The 16,618-nt window shown below is 66.9% G+C and carries 16 protein-coding genes; 7 read left to right on the top strand and 9 right to left on the bottom strand.

From position 1 onward, the window contains the following. The first annotated feature begins 230 nt into the window (after nt 1-230). Both ACSQ9A_RS10050 and ACSQ9A_RS10045 read left to right on the top strand, forming a co-directional pair. Nucleotides 231-608 (top strand): hypothetical protein, encoded by a 378-nt coding sequence (locus ACSQ9A_RS10050; protein ID WP_436303542.1) that lies wholly within the window; start codon nt 231-233, stop codon nt 606-608. A 23-nt stretch (nt 609-631) separates the two neighbouring features. Then, on the top strand, nt 632-1,192 hold the full coding sequence (locus ACSQ9A_RS10045; protein ID WP_436303541.1) for a thioredoxin family protein: 561 nt from the start codon (nt 632-634) through the stop codon (nt 1,190-1,192). Nucleotides 1,193-1,324: 132 nt separating this feature from the next. Here the strand turns inward: ACSQ9A_RS10045 and ACSQ9A_RS10040 are convergent, their stop codons facing one another. Further along, nucleotides 1,325-2,065: a response regulator gene (locus ACSQ9A_RS10040; protein WP_093102472.1), complete on the bottom strand. Its 741-nt coding sequence runs from the start codon at nt 2,063-2,065 to the stop codon at nt 1,325-1,327. A gap of 188 nt (nt 2,066-2,253) precedes the next feature. Between ACSQ9A_RS10040 and ACSQ9A_RS10035 the strand changes: the two genes are divergently transcribed. The 5 genes from ACSQ9A_RS10035 to ACSQ9A_RS10015 are packed head-to-tail and all read left to right on the top strand — an operon-like array spanning nt 2,254 to nt 7,970. Beyond that, entirely contained in the window at nt 2,254-2,673 is a 420-nt protein-coding gene (locus tag ACSQ9A_RS10035; protein ID WP_436303540.1) for an organic hydroperoxide resistance protein, read from the top strand. Nucleotides 2,674-2,696: 23 nt separating this feature from the next. Further along, a complete protein-coding gene (locus ACSQ9A_RS10030; RefSeq protein ID WP_436303539.1) occupies nt 2,697-4,013 on the top strand; it encodes a sensor histidine kinase in 1,317 nt (438 codons plus the stop codon). 25 nt (nt 4,014-4,038) lie between these two features. Continuing rightward, the gene (locus tag ACSQ9A_RS10025; RefSeq protein ID WP_436303538.1) at nt 4,039-5,826 is read left to right on the top strand and encodes a cytochrome c biogenesis protein DipZ; all 1,788 of its coding nucleotides are present in this window, start codon (nt 4,039-4,041) and stop codon (nt 5,824-5,826) included. A 27-nt stretch (nt 5,827-5,853) separates the two neighbouring features. Continuing rightward, entirely contained in the window at nt 5,854-6,924 is a 1,071-nt protein-coding gene (locus tag ACSQ9A_RS10020; RefSeq protein ID WP_436303537.1) for a PLP-dependent cysteine synthase family protein, read from the top strand. Nucleotides 6,925-6,926: 2 nt separating this feature from the next. Continuing rightward, nucleotides 6,927-7,970 (top strand): lipocalin-like domain-containing protein, encoded by a 1,044-nt coding sequence (locus ACSQ9A_RS10015; protein ID WP_436303536.1) that lies wholly within the window; start codon nt 6,927-6,929, stop codon nt 7,968-7,970. Between the two features lie 24 nt (nt 7,971-7,994). Here ACSQ9A_RS10015 and ACSQ9A_RS10010 read toward each other — a convergent pair whose 3' ends face one another. From ACSQ9A_RS10010 to ACSQ9A_RS09975, 8 genes are all read right to left on the bottom strand, one after another. Then, the gene (locus tag ACSQ9A_RS10010) at nt 7,995-8,933 is read right to left on the bottom strand and encodes an SMP-30/gluconolactonase/LRE family protein (RefSeq protein WP_436303535.1); all 939 of its coding nucleotides are present in this window, start codon (nt 8,931-8,933) and stop codon (nt 7,995-7,997) included. A gap of 2 nt (nt 8,934-8,935) precedes the next feature. Next, nucleotides 8,936-9,922: a branched-chain amino acid ABC transporter permease gene (locus tag ACSQ9A_RS10005; protein WP_093102461.1), complete on the bottom strand. Its 987-nt coding sequence runs from the start codon at nt 9,920-9,922 to the stop codon at nt 8,936-8,938. Between the two features lie 12 nt (nt 9,923-9,934). Continuing rightward, complete coding sequence (locus ACSQ9A_RS10000) at nt 9,935-10,810, bottom strand: branched-chain amino acid ABC transporter permease (RefSeq protein WP_093102459.1); 876 nt, start codon at nt 10,808-10,810, stop codon at nt 9,935-9,937. A 34-nt stretch (nt 10,811-10,844) separates the two neighbouring features. Beyond that, nucleotides 10,845-12,038 (bottom strand): ABC transporter substrate-binding protein, encoded by a 1,194-nt coding sequence (locus ACSQ9A_RS09995; RefSeq protein WP_436303534.1) that lies wholly within the window; start codon nt 12,036-12,038, stop codon nt 10,845-10,847. 22 nt (nt 12,039-12,060) lie between these two features. Further along, nucleotides 12,061-12,771: an ABC transporter ATP-binding protein gene (locus ACSQ9A_RS09990; RefSeq protein WP_436303533.1), complete on the bottom strand. Its 711-nt coding sequence runs from the start codon at nt 12,769-12,771 to the stop codon at nt 12,061-12,063. Further along, a complete protein-coding gene (locus ACSQ9A_RS09985) occupies nt 12,772-13,542 on the bottom strand; it encodes an ABC transporter ATP-binding protein (protein ID WP_436290620.1) in 771 nt (256 codons plus the stop codon). Nucleotides 13,543-13,709: 167 nt separating this feature from the next. Beyond that, on the bottom strand, nt 13,710-15,272 hold the full coding sequence (locus ACSQ9A_RS09980; RefSeq protein ID WP_436303532.1) for a DHA2 family efflux MFS transporter permease subunit: 1,563 nt from the start codon (nt 15,270-15,272) through the stop codon (nt 13,710-13,712). A gap of 18 nt (nt 15,273-15,290) precedes the next feature. Continuing rightward, nucleotides 15,291-16,610 carry an HlyD family secretion protein gene (locus ACSQ9A_RS09975; RefSeq protein WP_436303531.1) on the bottom strand — a complete coding sequence of 440 codons (1,320 nt, stop codon included), beginning with the start codon at nt 16,608-16,610 and terminating at the stop codon, nt 15,291-15,293. Between the last annotated feature and the right edge of the window lie 8 nt (nt 16,611-16,618).

Below are 16,618 nucleotides of genomic sequence, written 5' to 3'. Positions count from 1 at the left end.
ACCGTGGCCAGGGTGGAGCAGTTTGGGTGGCCATAAGTGGGGCACTTTGGGTGGCCGCCGGGGATGCAAACAGCGCAGACTCGGCCTTGAACACCCGACTGCGAAACGTAATGTGTGGATTTCTCGCGCTGATACAGAGGCATACGCGATGTGCGCCGGCGAGGACGAACGTGACCAAGAATCCGTTCGCTTCCAAGCAAGCCTCATCACTCACCCGAAGGAAAATCACCATGAAGAAGTTCTCCCGCATCGCCATCGCCGCCTCGTTCGCCGTGCTTGCCGTCACGCAGGCCTATGCCGAGGAATACCACGGCGTCCTGCAGCTCCAGTCGACGCAGAGCCGCAGCGAGGTCCGCGCACAGGCGGTGGCAGCGGCGCACGCCGCGAACCCGTATTCGGATGCAGCTTCTTCCGTCGTGGCTGCCGCGCCGACAGCGCCGCGCGACCGCGCCGCGGTGCTGGCCGAAGCGCGCGCACGCGCACACGCCCCCAACCAGAACCTGCGCGTCGAAGCCTTCGCGGGCAGCCGCGTGCCCGCCTACTACGACATCGACAGGGCTTCCTCGACGCGCCAGACGCGGGTCGAAGGCGGCACCACGCTGCGCTGAATCCGAAATCGAAAGTCATCGCCATGAACATCCGATCCATCGCACTTCCGCTCGCCGTGGCCGCCGCCGTCTCGGTGGCCGCGCTCACCTTCGCTGCGCCTCCGATCGGCGGCGACACCGCTGCCGGCGGGACCCGGTCGGCACCGGAGTTCCAGAAGATCGACACCTGGCTCAACTCCCAGCCGCTGAAGATGGAAGAGTTGCGCGGCAAGGTGGTCCTCATCGACTTCTGGACCTACACCTGCATCAACTGCCTGAACCACCTGCCCTACGTCAAGGAGTGGCACGAGAAGTACAAGGACCAGGGCCTGGTCGTGGTGGGCGTGCACACGCCGGAGTTCGCGTTCGAGAAGTCGACCAAGAACGTCCAGGACGCCATCAAGAAACTGCAGATCAAGCACGCGGTCGCGCAGGACAACAGCTACGCGACCTGGAGGGCCTTCAACAACCAGTACTGGCCTGCCGTCTACCTGATCGACAAAGAAGGAAAGATCGTCTACTCGCACTTCGGCGAGGGACGCTACGGCGAAACCGAGAAGAAGATCCAGGCGCTTCTTGCAGAGCAGCGGCCCGCGGGCTCCTGAGATGAAGATCTGGCTTGCCCTGCTCTTCCTGGCGGGCGGCATCTCGCACGAGATCCGCAATCCGACGAGTTGCCATTGCATCACGGCCCGTCAACGCACGGGGCCGGAAAGGCGAGCCCGCACCTGGCCGCCTCAGTCGAGCGCTTCCACCGCCGATGCGAACACGTAGCCTTCGCTGCGCACGGTCTTGATGTAGCGCGGCTCGCGCGCGTCGTCGCGCAGCCGCTGGCGCAGCCGGCTCACGAGCAGGTCGATCGAGCGCTCGAAGAGGTCCGCCTCCCGGCCTTGCGTCAGGCTCAGCAGCTGGTCGCGGCTCAGCACCTTCTGCGGGTGATCGAGAAAGATGCGCAGCAGCCGGTACTCGGCGCCGCTCAGCGCGACCATCGTGCCGCTCGCATCGAGCAGGTGCCGCGCGGTGGTGTCCACCTGCCATTCACCGAAGGCCAGCTTCTGGGCCGCCTCCGTCGAGCGCATGTTGGGAGGCAGCATCCGGGTGCGGCGCATCACGGCGCGAATGCGCGCGAGCAGTTCCCGGGCGGAGAAGGGCTTGGCCAGGTAATCGTCGGCGCCCATCTCGAGGCCGAGGATCCGGTCGGCCTCTTCGCTGCGCGCCGTCAGCATCAGGATGGGGATTGCCTTGTACTTGCCCGTGCGCAGGTCGCGGCACAGCGTCAGCCCGTCCTCGCCCGGCAACATCAGATCGAGAATGATCAGGTCGAAGGGGCCCGATTCCTCCAGCGCGGCGCGCATGTGCCGGCCAGTGGGCACGGCGACCACCCGCAGGCCATTCTTGACCAGGTAGGTGGTGAGCAGTTCGCGGATCTCGCGGTCGTCGTCGACGATGAGGATGTGGTCGGAAGTCTTGGGAGTCATGGCAGTGTGGCTTCGAACGCAGGTGTTGCAAGCGCAATGTAGTCCGCGCCCGCGCCGAGGTCGACGATTGTGAAATTTACTGTTGAGAAAGACGGTCCGGATACACAGGAATACGAAGTCCGCTTCCTTCCGGAGGATCCGCACCAACAATCGTGCCGTCAGTTCTTCAACCAACCAAGGAATCCACCATGACACGCATCGAGAAAGTCATCTACACCGGCAAGACCCGCACCTCTTCGGGCGGTCGCAACGGCGAATCCCGCAGTTCCGATGGCCGCCTGGACATCAAGCTCTCGTCTCCCGGCACCGCGGGCAGCGGCACCAATCCCGAGCAACTGTTCGCCGCCGGCTGGTCGGCCTGTTTCATCGGCGCGATCGGGATCGCTGCGGCCGGGATGAAGGTCAAGCTCCCGGCCGACCTCGCCGTCGACGCCGAAGTCGACCTGGGCACCACGGACGGCGCCTACTTCCTGCAGGCCCGACTCAAGGTCAGCATGCCCGGTGTGGAGCGCGAAGTCGCCCAGGTCCTCGTCGATGCCGCACACCAGACCTGCCCGTATTCCAAAGCCACGCGGGGCAACATCGGCGTCGAGATCAACCTGGTCTGAGCGGCGGGGTCTATAACCCATCCATGCCCACCATGCGCCGGCTGATCCCCCGCTCGCTGTTCTCCCGCGTAACGCTGATCATCGTCGTGGGCCTCGCGATCGCGCAGTTGCTGACCTTCGCAGCGATCCGCTACGAGCGCAGCATGGCGCTGCGCGAGCTGATGATGAGCGGCATCGAGCGCGACATCGCGAGTTCGATCGCCATCCTGGATCGCCTGCCCGCCGCGGAGCGCGCGAGCTGGCTGGGCCGGCTGGAGCGGCGCAACTACCGTTTCATGCTGGACGGCAGCGTCACGGGCCCCGCGCCCGCGACGCCGCTGGTGCAGGAGTTCGCCGCCGCCATCGTCAACGCGCTGCATCCGTTCGAGGTCGTGAAGGTGGCACAGGTCGCCGAACCGACCGAAGGCCTTCGGATCCAGGTGAAGCTGGCGGACGGCAGCCCGGTGATCGTCGATGCAAGACGGGTAGGCATGCCGGTGTCGAACTGGGTCATGTGGCTGCTGGCGATCCAGCTCGTGGTGCTGGCCGTCTGCGCCTGGTTCGCGGTGCGGCTGGTCACACGGCCGCTGGCGCGGCTCGCCGCGGCGGCGGACGAACTCGGGCCCGACCTGAAGGCCCGGACGCTCGGCGAAGAAGGCCCCACCGAAGTGGCGCACGCGGCACGCGCCTTCAATGCGATGCAGCGGCGCATCGCCGGCTACATGGCCGAGCGCGTGGAGATCCTGGCTGCGATCTCGCACGATCTGCAGACGCCGATCACCCGGATGCGGCTGCGCACCGAGTTGATGGACAACGAGAAGGACCAGCTCAAATTCCGGCAGGACCTCGATGCCATGAACGCGCTGGTGAGAGAAGGCGTCACCTATGCGCGCACGCTGCATGGCGCGACGGAACCGCCCTTGCGCATCGATGCCGACGCGCTGCTCGAAAGCATGGTCGCCGACTACGAGGACTCGGGCCAGGCCGTGCAGCTGGAGGGACGCATCGACGCGCCGATCGTGACGCGCCCCAATGCCCTGCGCCGGATCCTCGTGAACCTGATCGACAACGCATTGAAGTTCGGCAGCGACGTGCGCGTGCGGGTGCATGCCGAGGCGGACCGGCTGGTCGTCGCGGTGCTCGACAACGGACCGGGTATCCCGCCCGACGAGCTGGAGGCCGTGCTCAAGCCCTTCTACCGGGTCGAAAGCTCGCGCAACCGAAGCACCGGCGGCACGGGCCTGGGACTCGCCATCGCGCACCAGCTCGCGATGGCGATGGGCGCGGAGCTCAGCCTGCACAACCGCAGCGAAGGCGGGCTCGAAGCCCGCGTGACCCTGTTCAAACCCGGCGCGGCCTGACCGCAGCACCTCATCGAGAAACATCATGCTCGTTCTGATCGTGGCCTACCTGGGCGGCGTGCTCACCATCCTGAGCCCGTGCATCCTGCCGGTGCTCCCTTTCGTGTTCGCGCGCGCCGACCGGCCGTTCCGATCGCACGGCCTGCCCCTTCTCTTCGGCATGGCGCTGGCCTTTGCCGCCATCGCCACGCTGGCCGCGGTGGGCGGCGGCTGGGTGGTCGAGCTCAACGAGTACGGGCGCTACGCCGCGATCGCGCTGCTTGCGGTGTTCGGCGTCACGCTGCTGTTCCCGACCGTGGCCGACCGTCTGAGCAGGCCGCTCGTCGCGCTCGGCATCCGCCTGTCCGACTCCCAGGCGGATGGGACTTCCGCGCGGCCTTCCGTTTTTTCGCCGCTCCTGCTGGGCGTGGGCACGGGCCTGCTCTGGGCGCCCTGCGCGGGTCCGATCCTCGGCTTGATCCTGACCGGCGCAGCACTCAATGGCGCCAGCGTCGGCACCTCGCTGTTGCTCTTGGCCTATGCGGCCGGCGCGTGCACCTCGCTGGCGGCAGCGCTGCTGTTCGGCGGGCGCGTGTTCGCGGCCTTGAAGGGATCGCTCCACACGGGCGAGTGGATCCGGCGTGGCGCCGGTGCGGCAGTTCTGGTGGGTGTCACCGCCATCGCACTGGGCCTGGACACTGGCTTGCTCGCCCGGCTCTCGGTCGGCACCACGTCGGCACTGGAGCAGGCGCTCGTCGAGAAGATCGAGCGCCAGAAGCCGCAGCCCGCCGATACGAGCCTCCGTCCCGAGGAGACCGGGCTGATCCCGACGGCAGCCGCCCGCGAACCGGCACCCGCGCGAATGCTCGGAATCGAGGGCGTCTTTCCTTCACTGGCTGGCGCGACCGAGTGGATCAACTCCGCCCCGCTGACGACCGAAGACCTGCGTGGCAAGGTGGTGCTGGTCGACTTCTGGACCTACTCGTGCATCAACTGCCTGCGCACCCTGCCCTACCTTCGCGCATGGTCGGAGAAGTACAAGGATGCGGGCCTGGTGGTCATCGGCGTGCATGCGCCCGAGTTCGCGTTCGAGAAGCGCCCGGCCAACGTGCGCCGGGCGGCGAAGGACCTTCGCATCGACTTTCCGGTCGCCATCGACAACGACTTCGCCATCTGGCGCGGCTTCGACAACCAGGCCTGGCCCGCCTTTTATTTCATCGATGCAGAGGGGCGCATCCGCCATCACCAGTTCGGAGAGAACCGGTACGAGAAATTGGAACGAATCATCCAGCAACTGCTGGCCGAGGCTGGGCGAAGCCATGTTCCGGCCGGGCTGGTCGCGCCGCAGGGCGAAGGCGTCCAGGCCGCGCCGGGCGCTTCACCCGCGTTGTCCGGAGAAACCCATCTGGGCTACGAACGCACGCACGGCTTCGCTTCGCCGGGAGGCATCGCGAATGATCGCGCGAACGCCTACCAGGCTGCCGCTTCGCTGCGAACGAACCATTGGGCGCCCGCCGGCGACTGGACGGTGGAACGCGAGCGCGTAGTCGCGAACCGCGCCAACGGCCGCATCGCCTTGCGCTTCCATGCGCGCGACGTGCACCTGGTGCTCGGGCCCCCGGCCGACGGCAAACCGGTGCGCTTCAAGGTGCTGGTGGACGGCAAGCCGCCGCTCACGGACCACGGCTTCGACATCGACGCCCAGGGCAACGGAACGATCGACGGGCAGCGGCTCTACCAGCTCGTCCGCCAGGCGTCGCCCGGCAACGACCGCCTGTTCGAGATCGAATTCCTCGACGCCGGCGCGCAGGCCTACGCGTTCACCTTCGGTTGAGCGCACAGGGCTTGTAGACTCGTCGGCGTGACCCATGCCTCCCCTCCCGACAGCCTCTGGCTCGGCAGCGCGATCCGCCGCATCGAGGCCGACTACCAGCGCAGCGCCGACACGCACCTGATCCCCCTGCCGCTGCCGGCCTTCGCCGCGCACGGCATCGACCTCTACCTCAAGGACGAATCGACGCACCCGACCGGCAGCCTCAAGCACCGGCTGGCGCGTTCGCTCTTCCTTTACGCGCTGTGCAACGGTTGGATCGACGAGCGCACCACGGTCGTCGAGGCCTCGAGCGGGTCGACCGCGGTGAGCGAGGCCTACTTCGCACGACTGCTGGGTCTGCCCTTCATCGCCGTGATGCCGAAGAGCACCTCGCCCGAGAAGATCGCACAGATCGCCTTCTACGGCGGCCAGTGTCATTTCGTCGACCACGCGGCCGAGGTCTACGACGAAGCCCGAACGCTTGCCGAGCGCGCGGGCGGCCACTACATGGACCAGTTCACCTACGCCGAACGCGCGACGGACTGGCGCGGCAACAACAACATCGCCGAGAGCATGTTCCAGCAGATGGCGCACGAGCGGCACCCGGTGCCGGCCTGGATCGTGGTCGGCGCCGGCACCGGCGGCACCAGCGCGACCATCGGGCGCTATGTGCGCTACCGCTGCCACGACACGCAGGTCTGCGTGGCCGATCCCGAGGGCTCAGTGTTCGCGGCCTACCACCGCACCGGCGACGCGACGCTGACGGCGCCGGGCTCGCGCATCGAGGGCATCGGACGGCCGCGCGTGGAAGCCAGCTTCATCCCTTCGCTGGTGGACCGCATGATCGAGGTGCCGAACACCGACTCGATCGCCGCGATGCGCGCGCTCTCGGCGCTGCTGGGCCGCAAGGTCGGCCCGTCGACCGGCACCAACTTCATCGGCATGCTGGCGCTGGCCGGCGAGATTCGCGCGGCGAGGCGGCAAGGCTCGATCCTGTCGCTCTTGTGCGATGCGGGCGAGCGCTACCTGCCGAGCTACCACGATGCGGCGTGGGTGGCGAATGCCTTCGGCGATTGCAGCGCGGCGCAGCAGCGCGTCGACGCACTGCTGGCGAGTTGAGCATGCTGTCGCGCCGTACAGTGCTTCTGTCGGCACTCGCGGCGCCGGCGGCATGGGCGCTGCCGCCGCGCATGCTGCAGTTTCCACGCGACTTCGGCAGCCATTCGGATCTGCGCACCGAGTGGTGGTACATCACCGGCCATGCGCAGGCCGGGGCACGCGACTTCGGCTTCCAGCTCACCTTCTTCCGCTCGCGGGTCGTTGCGACGCAGGCAATGCGCTCGGACTTCGCGGCGCGTCAGCTGATCTTTGCGCATGCGGCACTCACCGATCTTGAAGGCCGCAAGCTCTGGCACGACGAGCGCATCGCGCGTGCGGGCTTCGGCGTGGCGTCGGCCGCCGAAGAGGGCACCGACGTCCGGCTGCGCAACTGGACGCTGAAGCGCGATGCCGAGGGCTACACGGCCAAGTTGCCGGCCGAGGGCTTCGGGCTCGACCTGCGTTTTTCAGCCACCCAGCCGGTGCTGCTGCAAGGCAAGGACGGCCTCTCGCGCAAGGGCCCCGATGCCGAGCAGGCCAGCTACTACTACAGCGAACCGCAGCTCGCGACGCAGGGCCGCCTCACCTTGCAAGGCCGCGGCTTCGACGTACAGGGCAAGGCATGGCTCGATCACGAGTGGAGCGAAGCCTACCTACATCCCGATGCGGCCGGCTGGGACTGGATCGGCATGAACCTCGACGACGGCGGCGCACTGATGGCCTTTCGCATACGCCGGCGCGACGGCACAGCCCTGTGGTTCGGCGGGTCGCTGCGCAGCGCCGACGGAACGCTGCGCGTGTTCGGCCACGACGAACTGCGCTTCGACGCCGAAAGCACCTGGACCAGCCCGCGCACGCGCGCGGCCTACCCGACCCGATGGCGCATCCAGGCGCCGGCCGGCGTCTTCAGGGTGCAGGCACTGCTCGACGATCAGGAGCTCGACAGCCGGGGTTCGACCGGCGCCGTCTACTGGGAAGGCCTGAGCGATCTGCAGGACGACGGCGGGCGGCGCGTCGGCCGCGGCTATCTGGAGATGACCGGCTACGCGCAGGCCCTTCGCATGTGAGGCATGTGAGGCATGTGAGGCGCCTCAACCGCCGCGCGCACCCTGCGTGTTGACGTAGAGCGCATAGAGCGACTGGCTCGCCGCCATGAAGAGCCGGTTGCGCGCGATGCCGCCGAAGCACAGGTTGGCGCAGCGCTCGGGCAATGCGATGCGCCCGATCGGCGTGGCGTCGGGCGCGAACACCATCACGCCGTCGCGGCCCTCGCCGGTGCCCCAGCCGGCCCACAGGTTGCCGTCGACGTCGCAGCGGAAGCCATCGGGCGAGCCCTCCATCTCGGTCTGCAGGAACACGCGGTCGTTCTGGAGCCGGCGGCCGTCATCGCTCAAGTCGAACACGCGGATGCGGCGCGGCAAGGTGCCCGACTCCACCACATAGAGCCGGCGCTCGTCGGGCGAGAAGCACAGGCCGTTGGGCCGGTTGACGTCGCCGCACACCACCGTGGCCTCGCCGGTGCGGCTGTCGACGCGGTAGACGTTGGTGGGCAGCTCGGCCTCGGCCGCATGGCCTTCGTAGTGGCCGAGGATGCCGAAGGGCGGATCGGTGAACCAGATCGAATCGTCCGACTTGACGACGATGTCGTTGGGCGAATTGAGCCGCTTGCCCTCGAAGCGGTCGACGATCACGGTGATGCTGCCGTCGTACTCGGTGCGCGTCACGCGCCGCGTGCCGTGCTCGCAGCTGACGAGTCGCCCCTGGCGATCGCGCGTGTGGCCGTTGGCGAAGTTCGAGGGCTTGCGGAACGCGCTGACCGCACCGGTCTCCTCGTCCCAGCGCATCACGCGGTTGTTGGGAATGTCGCTCCACAGCAGGTAGCGGCCGTCGCCGAACCACACCGGTCCTTCGGCCCAGCGGAAGCCGCTCGCCAGCCGCTCGACGGCGGCGCTGGTGATGCGGTACTTCGCGAAGCGCGGGTCGAGGATTTCGACGGCAGGATCGGGGTAACGTTCAGCGGGCTGCCACATGGCTAGGCGCGCGGCCCGCGCTGCCGCTCGACGAAGGCGATGATCTCGCCCATGATGCCGCGCCGGAAGGCCAGCACGCAGATCACGAAGATCAGGCCGGTGACCATGGTGACCGACTCGCCGAGGGTGTTGAACCAGTCGATGGTGGTGATGCGCGCGAGCAGGTTGCCGAACTCGCCGATCTTGTTCTCGAGCAGCACCACCACGGCCGAGCCGACCAGCGGGCCGGAGAGCGTGCCCAGGCCGCCCACCAGCGTCATCAGGATGACCTGACCCGACGCGGTCCAGTGCACGTCGGACAAGGTGGCGAAGCCCAGCACCAGGGTCTTGAGCGAACCGGCCAGGCCCGAGAGCGCCGCCGAGATCACGAAGGCCAGCAGCTTGAAGCGGCTTACGTCGTAGCCCAGTGAGAGCGCGCGTGCCTCGTTTTCCTTGATGCCCTTCAGCACCTGACCGAAGGGCGAATGGATGGTGCGCACGATCAGCAGGAAGGCAGCGACCACGATCGCCAGGGCCACGTAGTACATGGTGAGGTCGTTCTGCAGATCGAGCAGGCCGAAGAGCCGGCCGCGCGGCACGCCCTGCAGGCCGTCCTCGCCGCCGGTGAACTTGGCCTGCAGCGCGACGAAGAACATCATCTGCGCCAGCGCCAGCGTGATCATCGCGAAGTAGATGCCTTGACGGCGGATCGCCAGCACGCCGAACAGCCAGCCCAGCAAGGCGCCAGTGAGCGTGCCGGCGATGAGGCCCAGTTCGGGCGTCAGGCCCCAGACCTTCATCACCTGCCCCGCCACGTAGGCCGAGCCGCCGAGGAAGGCCGCGTGGCCGAAAGACAGGAGCCCGGTGTAGCCGAGCAGCAGATTGAAAGCCGAGGCGAACAGTGCGAAGCACATGAGCTTCATCACGAACACCGGGTAGGCGCCGGCGAAGGGCGCCACGATCAGCGCGACGAGCAGCAGCAGGTAGATGACGAGGGATAGCTTTTTCATGCGGCTCGCGTCTTATTTTTCTTTTCCGAACAGGCCGGCCGGCCGGATGAGCAGCACGATGACCATGATCACGAACACGACGGTGGAGGATGCCTCGGGATAGAAGACCTTGGTCAGGCCCTCGATCACGCCGAGGCCGAGCCCGGTCAAGATGGCTCCCATGATCGAGCCCATGCCGCCGATCACGACCACCGCGAACACCACGATGATGAGGTTCTGCCCCATCAGCGGCGAGACCTGGATCACCGGCGCCGCCAGCACGCCCGCGAAGGCCGCGAGCGCGACGCCAAAGCCATAGGTCAGCGTGATCATCAGCGGCACGTTGACGCCGAAGGCCTCGACCAGGCGCGGGTTCTCGGTGCCTGCGCGCAGGTAGGCGCCCAGCCGCGTCTTCTCGATCACGAACCAGGTCGCGAAGCAGACCACGAGCGAGGCCGCCACCACCCAGGCACGGTAGTTGGGCAGCACCATGAAGCCGAGATCGGTGGCGCTCGACAGCGCATCGGGCGCGTCGTAGCCGAGGCCCGAGACGCCGTAGACCGAGCGGAACACGCCTTCGATCAGCAGCGTGAGGCCGAGCGTGAGCAGGAGACCGTAGAGATGATCGAGCTTGTAGATCCAGCGCAGCAGCAGCCGCTCGATCAGCACGCCGAACAGGCCGACGATGATCGGCGCCGCGACCAGCATCACCCAGTAGTTGACGTTGAAGTAGTTCATCGCCATCCAGGTCAGCACGGCGCCCAGCATGAACAGCGCGCCGTGCGCGAAGTTGATCACATTGAGCAGGCCGAAGATCACTGCGAGCCCAAGGCTCAGGATCGCGTAGAACGATCCGTTGACCAACCCGAGAAGGAGCTGGCTCAGCAGGGCAGGCAGTGAAATTTGCATACGGGAAGGCGATGAACGAGATCAGTGAGTCAGCTTATTTCCAGAGGGAGCACTTGCTCTCGGCTTTTGTCGTGAAGACCTGGTCGCCCGGCAGCGTCTTGACCACCTTCAAGTAGTCCCAGGGCTTCTTCGACTCGGCCGGCGACTTGACCGCCACCAGGTACATCTCGTGCACCATGCGGCCATCGGCGCGGATGGTGCCCTTGGCATAGAAGTCGTTGATGGGCAGCTTCTTGAGCTGTTCCATCACCTTGTCGGCATCCGTCGACTTGGCCGCCTCGACCGCCTTGAGGTAGGTCGTGGTGGCCGAGTAGTCGGCCGCCTGGATGTCGGTGGGCATGCGCTTGGTCTTTTCGAAGTAGCGGGCCGCGAACTTGCGCGTGTCGTCGTTCAGGTCCCAATACCAGCTGGTCGTGTGGAGCAGGCCTTCCGTGTTCTTCACGCCAAGGCTGTGTATGTCGGTCAGGAACACCAGCAGGCCCGCCGTCTTCATGGTCTTGCCGATGCCGAATTCCTTGGCGGCCTTGATCGAGTTGATGGTGTCGCCGCCGGCGTTGGCCAGACCCAGGATCTGCGCCTTGGAGTTTTGCGCCTGCAGCAGGAAGGACGAGAAGTCCGAGGCGTTGGTTGGATGGCGCACCGCGCCGACCACCGTGCCGCCCTTTTCCTTCACCACCTTGGCGGTGTCGGCTTCGAGCGCATGGCCGAAGGCGTAGTCGGCCGTCAGGAAGAACCAGGTCTTGCCGCCGGTATCGACCACCGCGCCGCCGGTGCCCCTGGCCAGCGCCACGGTGTCGTAGGCGTAGTGCACGGTGTACGGGGTGCACTGCTCGTTGGTGAGCGCCGAGCTGGCCGCGCCATTGGTGAAGAACACGCGCTTCTTCTCCTGCGCCACCTTGGCTATCGCAAGCATCGCGCCGGAATTGGTGCCGCCGAAGATCATGCTGGCGCCGGCCGTGTCGATCCACTCGCGCGCCTTGGAGGCGGCGATGTCAGCCTTGTTCTGATGGTCGGCCGAGAGCAGCTCGATCGGCTTCCCGAGCGCCTTGCCGCCGAAGTCGTCGATTGCCATCTGGATCGCCGTGGCGCCCCCCTTGCCTTCCAGATCCGCGTACAGGCTCGACATGTCGGTCACGAACCCGATCGTGACCTTGTCCTGCGCCTGTGCGCCGGAAGCAAGGGCCAGTGCGCCGATGGCCAGCGCGAGTGCGGTGAGTTGCGTTTTCATGTTGACTCCTTCAGAAAAATGATCAGACGCCGAGCAGTTCATGGAGCACCGGCATCTTGGCTTCGAGTTCGGCTGCGCCGAACTTCTCGACGATGCGACCGTGCTCCATCACGTAGAAACGGTCGGCCAGCGGCGCCGCGAAGCGGAAGTTCTGCTCCACCATGACCACGGTGTAGCCCTTGCCGCGCAGCATGTGGATCATGCGGGCCAGCGCCTGCACGATCACGGGCGCCAGGCCTTCGGATATCTCGTCGAGCAGAAGCAGCTTGGCGCCGGTACGCAGGATACGCGCGACCGCCAGCATCTGCTGCTCGCCGCCCGACAGGCGCGTGCCCTGGCTGTTGCGGCGCTCGGCCAGGTTGGGGAACATCGCGTAGATCTCGTCCACCGACATGCCCTGCCCTGCGCCCTTCAGCACGGGCGGCAGCAGCAGGTTTTCCTCGGCCGACAGGCTTGCAAAGATGCCGCGCTCTTCCGGGCAGTAGCCGATGCCGTGGTGCGCGATGCGGTGCGTGGGCATGCCGATGGTTTCAACGCCGCCGACCTTGATGCTGCCCTTGCGCGCGCCGGTGAGGCCCAGAACGGCCCGCATCGTGGTGGTGCGCCCCGCACCGTTGCGGCCCAGGAGCGTGACCACCTCGCCGGGCTGCACCACCATGTCGACGCCATGCAGCACATGCGACTCGCCGTACCAGGCGTGGAGGTCCTTGATTTCGAGTGCAGGAACGGCCATTCAATGCGCTCCTTGCAATTGGCCGTCGGTGGTGCCCATATAGGCTTCCATCACCTGCGGATTCTTCGAGACTTCGGCATACGGCCCCTCGGCCAGCACGGCGCCGCGCTGCAGCACCGTGATGGTGTCGGCGATGGTCGAGACCACGCTCATGTTGTGCTCCACCATCAGGATGGTGCGGCCGGCCGACACGCGCTTGATGAGTTCGGCCACGCGGTGCACATCTTCGTGGCCCATGCCCTGCGTGGGCTCGTCGAGCAGCATCAGCTCGGGCTCCATCGCAAGCGTGGTCGCGATCTCGAGCGCGCGCTTGCGGCCGTAGGGCAGGTTCACGGTCTGCTCGTCGGCGAGTTCTTCCAGCCCCACCTCGGCCAAGAGCGTGCGGGCGCGCTCATCGAGGGGCTTCAGCGATTTCTCGCTCTTCCAGAAGTGGTAGGAAGTGCCGAGCGCGCGCTGCAGGCCCAGGCGCACGTTCTCGAGCAGGGTCAGGTGCGGGAACACCGCCGAGATCTGGAACGAGCGGATGATGCCGCGCCGCGCAATCTGCGCCGGGCGCTCGTTCGTGATGTCCATCCCGTTGAACAGGATGGTTCCCGAAGTGGGCTCGAGGAACTTGGTCAGCAGGTTGAAGCAGGTCGTCTTGCCGGCGCCGTTGGGGCCGATCAAGGCATGGATCGATCCGCGTACGACCGAGAGATCGACCTTGCTGACCGCGGTGAAGCCCTTGAATTCCTTGGTGAGCTGGCGTGTTTCGAGAATGATGTCGCTCATCTCGCGCGGTCGCCCGTGTGCTGGCAGGAAAGATCAGTCATGCGGTCCATCTGAGCGCACCACCATGGTTGCGCGGACCGCATTGTTTGCAGCGGTAACCAAACTTGCCTACTGGGGCAAATGCCTATGCTGCACTGCAACCAGCGTCAGCTGGTTGGAAGAGAGCGTCAGTGGGCGCCGGCGGCTGCATCGGAGGCACCCGCAGCGCGCGTCGGCTTGGCCAGCCAGACGAAGGGAATCAGCAGCAGGAACAGCACCGCCGATGCATAGAACACATCATTCGCGGCCAGCATGAAGGACTGCTGGTCCACGATGCGGTTGAGCTGCCCCAGCACCTGGTCGGCGCTGAAGCCGCTGCTGCCGAGCCCGGCCATCGCGCTGCTCGCGGCCGCATTGCCCTGGTTGACCGACTCGACCAGCTGCGCGTGATGCAGCGCGGCGCGGTTCTCCCACACCGTGGTGGCGATGGAGGTTCCCATGGCGCCCGCGGTGATGCGCGCGAAGTTCGACAGCCCCGAAGCCGCCGCGATGCGATCGGGCGCGAGGCCCGACAGCGTGATCGTCACCAGCGGAATGAAGAAGAAGGCCATCGCCACGCCCTGGATCACGGTCGGGATCATGATGGTCCAGAAGTCGGCCTGGGTGTTGAAGTTGGAGCGCATCCACAGCACCAGCGCGAACACCAGGAAGGAGAAGGTGGCGTAGCGGCGCGGATCGATCTTGCTGACCGTGAGGCCGACGATCGGCGAGAACACGATCGCGAGCAGGCCCACCGGCGCCATGATCATGCCGGCCTGCGTCGCCGTGTAGCCCATGTACTGCTGCAGCCACAACGGCAGGATCACGACGTTGCCGAAGAACAGGCCGTAGGCCACCGCCGTCGCCAGCGCGCCCGACCAGAAGTTGCGGCGCTTGAAGAGCGAGAGGTCGACCACCGGGTGCTTGTCGGTCAGCTCCCAGACCAGGAAGAAGGCGAAGCCGACCACCGCCACCACCGCCATCGTCACGATCTCGGCCGAATGGAACCAGTCCAGTTCCTTGCCCTTGTCGAGCATCAGCTGCAGCGAACCCACCCACAGCACCAGCAGCCCGAGGCCGATGGCATCGATGGGCACCTTGCGCGTCGTGCTCTCGCGCTTGCGGTAGATGCCCCAGGTGATGCCGGCGGCAAGCAGGCCCACCGGGATGTTGATGTAGAAGATCCAGGGCCAGGAGATGTTGTCGGTGATCCAGCCGCCGAGCAGCGGCCCCATCACGGGCGCGACCAGCGTGGTCATCGACCACATCGCCATCGCAAGCCCTGCCTTGGCCTTCGGGTAGCTCGACAGCAGCAGCGTCTGCGACAGCGGAATCATCGGCCCGGCGACGAAGCCCTGCAGCGCGCGGAACGCGATCAGCGTCGTCATGTTGGGCGCCAGCCCACAAAGCCAGGAGCTGATGATGAACAGCAGCACGCTGGCCATGAACAGGCGCACCTGGCCGAAGCGCTGCGTGAGCCAGCCGGTGAGCGGCACCGCGATGGCGTTGGCCACCGCGAAGCTGGTGATGACCCAGGTGCCCTGCGTCGAACTGACGCCGAGGTCGCCGGAGATGGCTGGCAGCGAGACGTTGGCGATCGAGGTGTCGAGCACGTTCATGAAGGTCGCGGCCGAGAGCGCGATCGTGCCCCACAGCCGGGCGGAGCCCTCGAGCGGCGGCAGGGGTGCGGGAAGAGCCGAAGCGGTCGCCATCGTGCGCAAGCCGTCGAATCAGATCGGGTTGACGTGCGAGGGCGATGCACCTGCCGCAGAGGCGGCACTGCCCGCGGGCCGCGCCGTGCTCGCGAGCGCTGCGCCGCGGCCCATGTTGGCCGCGATGATGCGCTGCACTTCGGCGTCGGCGCCCTGGTCGAGCCGGCTGTAGACCTGTGTCTGACTCAGCGCGCTGGCGCGCGGCGCGTCGGCGAGCATCTTGCCGCCCTTCTGCGTGACGTCGATCTCGGCATCCATCGAGAGGCCCACGCGCAGCGGATTGGCCTTGAGCTGCTCGGGGTCAAGCGCGATGCGCACCGGCACCCGCTGCACCACCTTGATCCAGTTGCCGGTGGCGTTCTGCGCCGGCAGCAGCGCGAAGGCGGCACCGGTGCCGACGCCGAGGCCGGCGACGCGGCCGGTGTATTCGACCTTCTTGCCGTACACGTCGGCCGTGAGCTTCACCGGCTGGTCGAGGCGGATGCTGCGCAGCTGCACTTCCTTGAAGTTGGCGTCGACCCACACCTGGTTCAGCGGCACGATCGACATCATCGGCGTGCCGGCCGCGACGCGCTGGCCGAGCTGCACGGTGCGCTTGGCCACGTAGCCTTCGACCGGCGCCGGCATCGCGACGCGCTGCGTCGCGAGATAGGCCTCGCGCACCTTGGCGGCGGCGGCCAGCACGCTCGGGTGCTGCTCGACGCTGGTGCCTTCGGTCAGCGACTGGTTGCTCGCGAGCTGTTCGCGCGCCGAGACCACGCCGGCCTGCGCCGCCGCGAGCGCGCTCTTCGCGTTGGCGAGCGTCGTCTCGGCGTGGTTGAGTTCTTCCTTCGACACCGCGCCGTTGCCCGTGAGCGCCTGACGGCGCTTCAGGTCGTCCTGGGCGCGCGCGATGTCGCTCTGCGCCTTGACGATGTCGGACTGGCGCAGCGTGACCTGCGCGGCCAGCGAGCCGTTGTTGGCGTACAGCGTGCGCACCTGGCGCACCGTCTGCGCGAGCGCGGCCTCGGCCTGGTCGAGCGCGACCTTCGCATCGGCCGGATCGAGCTGCACCAGCGGCTGGCCGGCTTTCACGAGGTCGGTGTCGTCGGCCATGATGGCCATCACGGTGCCGCCGATCTGCGGCGTGATCTGGATCACGTTGCCCTGCACGTAGGCGTTGTCGGTCGACTCGTAGTGGCTCGCGACCAGCCATTCGTAGAGGCCCCAGCCGGCGCCGGCCAGCACCACCACCGAGGCGAGTGCGGTCAGCGCGCGGCGGCGCTTGTTGCTGGAAGGCGCCGCCTCGGCGACGGATTGGGCCGGGACGGTCGTGTCGGTGTTGTCCTTGCTGTCCATGGAGATGT

This window comes from Variovorax sp. LjRoot290, assembly GCF_964253985.1.
Taxonomy (GTDB): Bacteria; Pseudomonadota; Gammaproteobacteria; order Burkholderiales; family Burkholderiaceae_C; genus Variovorax.
Note: the sequence above shows the minus strand (reverse complement) of the source record. Positions and strands in the feature narration are given on the sequence as shown.

Coding starts and splice junctions, on each gene's coding strand:
- ACSQ9A_RS10050 (WP_436303542.1), top strand. CDS start 231: ATGAAGAAGTTCTCCCGCATCGCCATCGCCGCCTCGTTCGCCGTGCTT.
- ACSQ9A_RS10045 (WP_436303541.1), top strand. CDS start 632: ATGAACATCCGATCCATCGCACTTCCGCTCGCCGTGGCCGCCGCCGTC.
- ACSQ9A_RS10040 (WP_093102472.1), bottom strand. CDS start 2,065: ATGACTCCCAAGACTTCCGACCACATCCTCATCGTCGACGACGACCGC.
- ACSQ9A_RS10035 (WP_436303540.1), top strand. CDS start 2,254: ATGACACGCATCGAGAAAGTCATCTACACCGGCAAGACCCGCACCTCT.
- ACSQ9A_RS10030 (WP_436303539.1), top strand. CDS start 2,697: ATGCCCACCATGCGCCGGCTGATCCCCCGCTCGCTGTTCTCCCGCGTA.
- ACSQ9A_RS10025 (WP_436303538.1), top strand. CDS start 4,039: ATGCTCGTTCTGATCGTGGCCTACCTGGGCGGCGTGCTCACCATCCTG.
- ACSQ9A_RS10015 (WP_436303536.1), top strand. CDS start 6,927: ATGCTGTCGCGCCGTACAGTGCTTCTGTCGGCACTCGCGGCGCCGGCG.
- ACSQ9A_RS10010 (WP_436303535.1), bottom strand. CDS start 8,933: ATGTGGCAGCCCGCTGAACGTTACCCCGATCCTGCCGTCGAAATCCTC.
- ACSQ9A_RS10005 (WP_093102461.1), bottom strand. CDS start 9,922: ATGAAAAAGCTATCCCTCGTCATCTACCTGCTGCTGCTCGTCGCGCTG.
- ACSQ9A_RS10000 (WP_093102459.1), bottom strand. CDS start 10,810: ATGCAAATTTCACTGCCTGCCCTGCTGAGCCAGCTCCTTCTCGGGTTG.
- ACSQ9A_RS09995 (WP_436303534.1), bottom strand. CDS start 12,038: ATGAAAACGCAACTCACCGCACTCGCGCTGGCCATCGGCGCACTGGCC.
- ACSQ9A_RS09990 (WP_436303533.1), bottom strand. CDS start 12,771: ATGGCCGTTCCTGCACTCGAAATCAAGGACCTCCACGCCTGGTACGGC.
- ACSQ9A_RS09985 (WP_436290620.1), bottom strand. CDS start 13,542: ATGAGCGACATCATTCTCGAAACACGCCAGCTCACCAAGGAATTCAAG.
- ACSQ9A_RS09980 (WP_436303532.1), bottom strand. CDS start 15,272: ATGGCGACCGCTTCGGCTCTTCCCGCACCCCTGCCGCCGCTCGAGGGC.
- ACSQ9A_RS09975 (WP_436303531.1), bottom strand. CDS start 16,610: ATGGACAGCAAGGACAACACCGACACGACCGTCCCGGCCCAATCCGTC.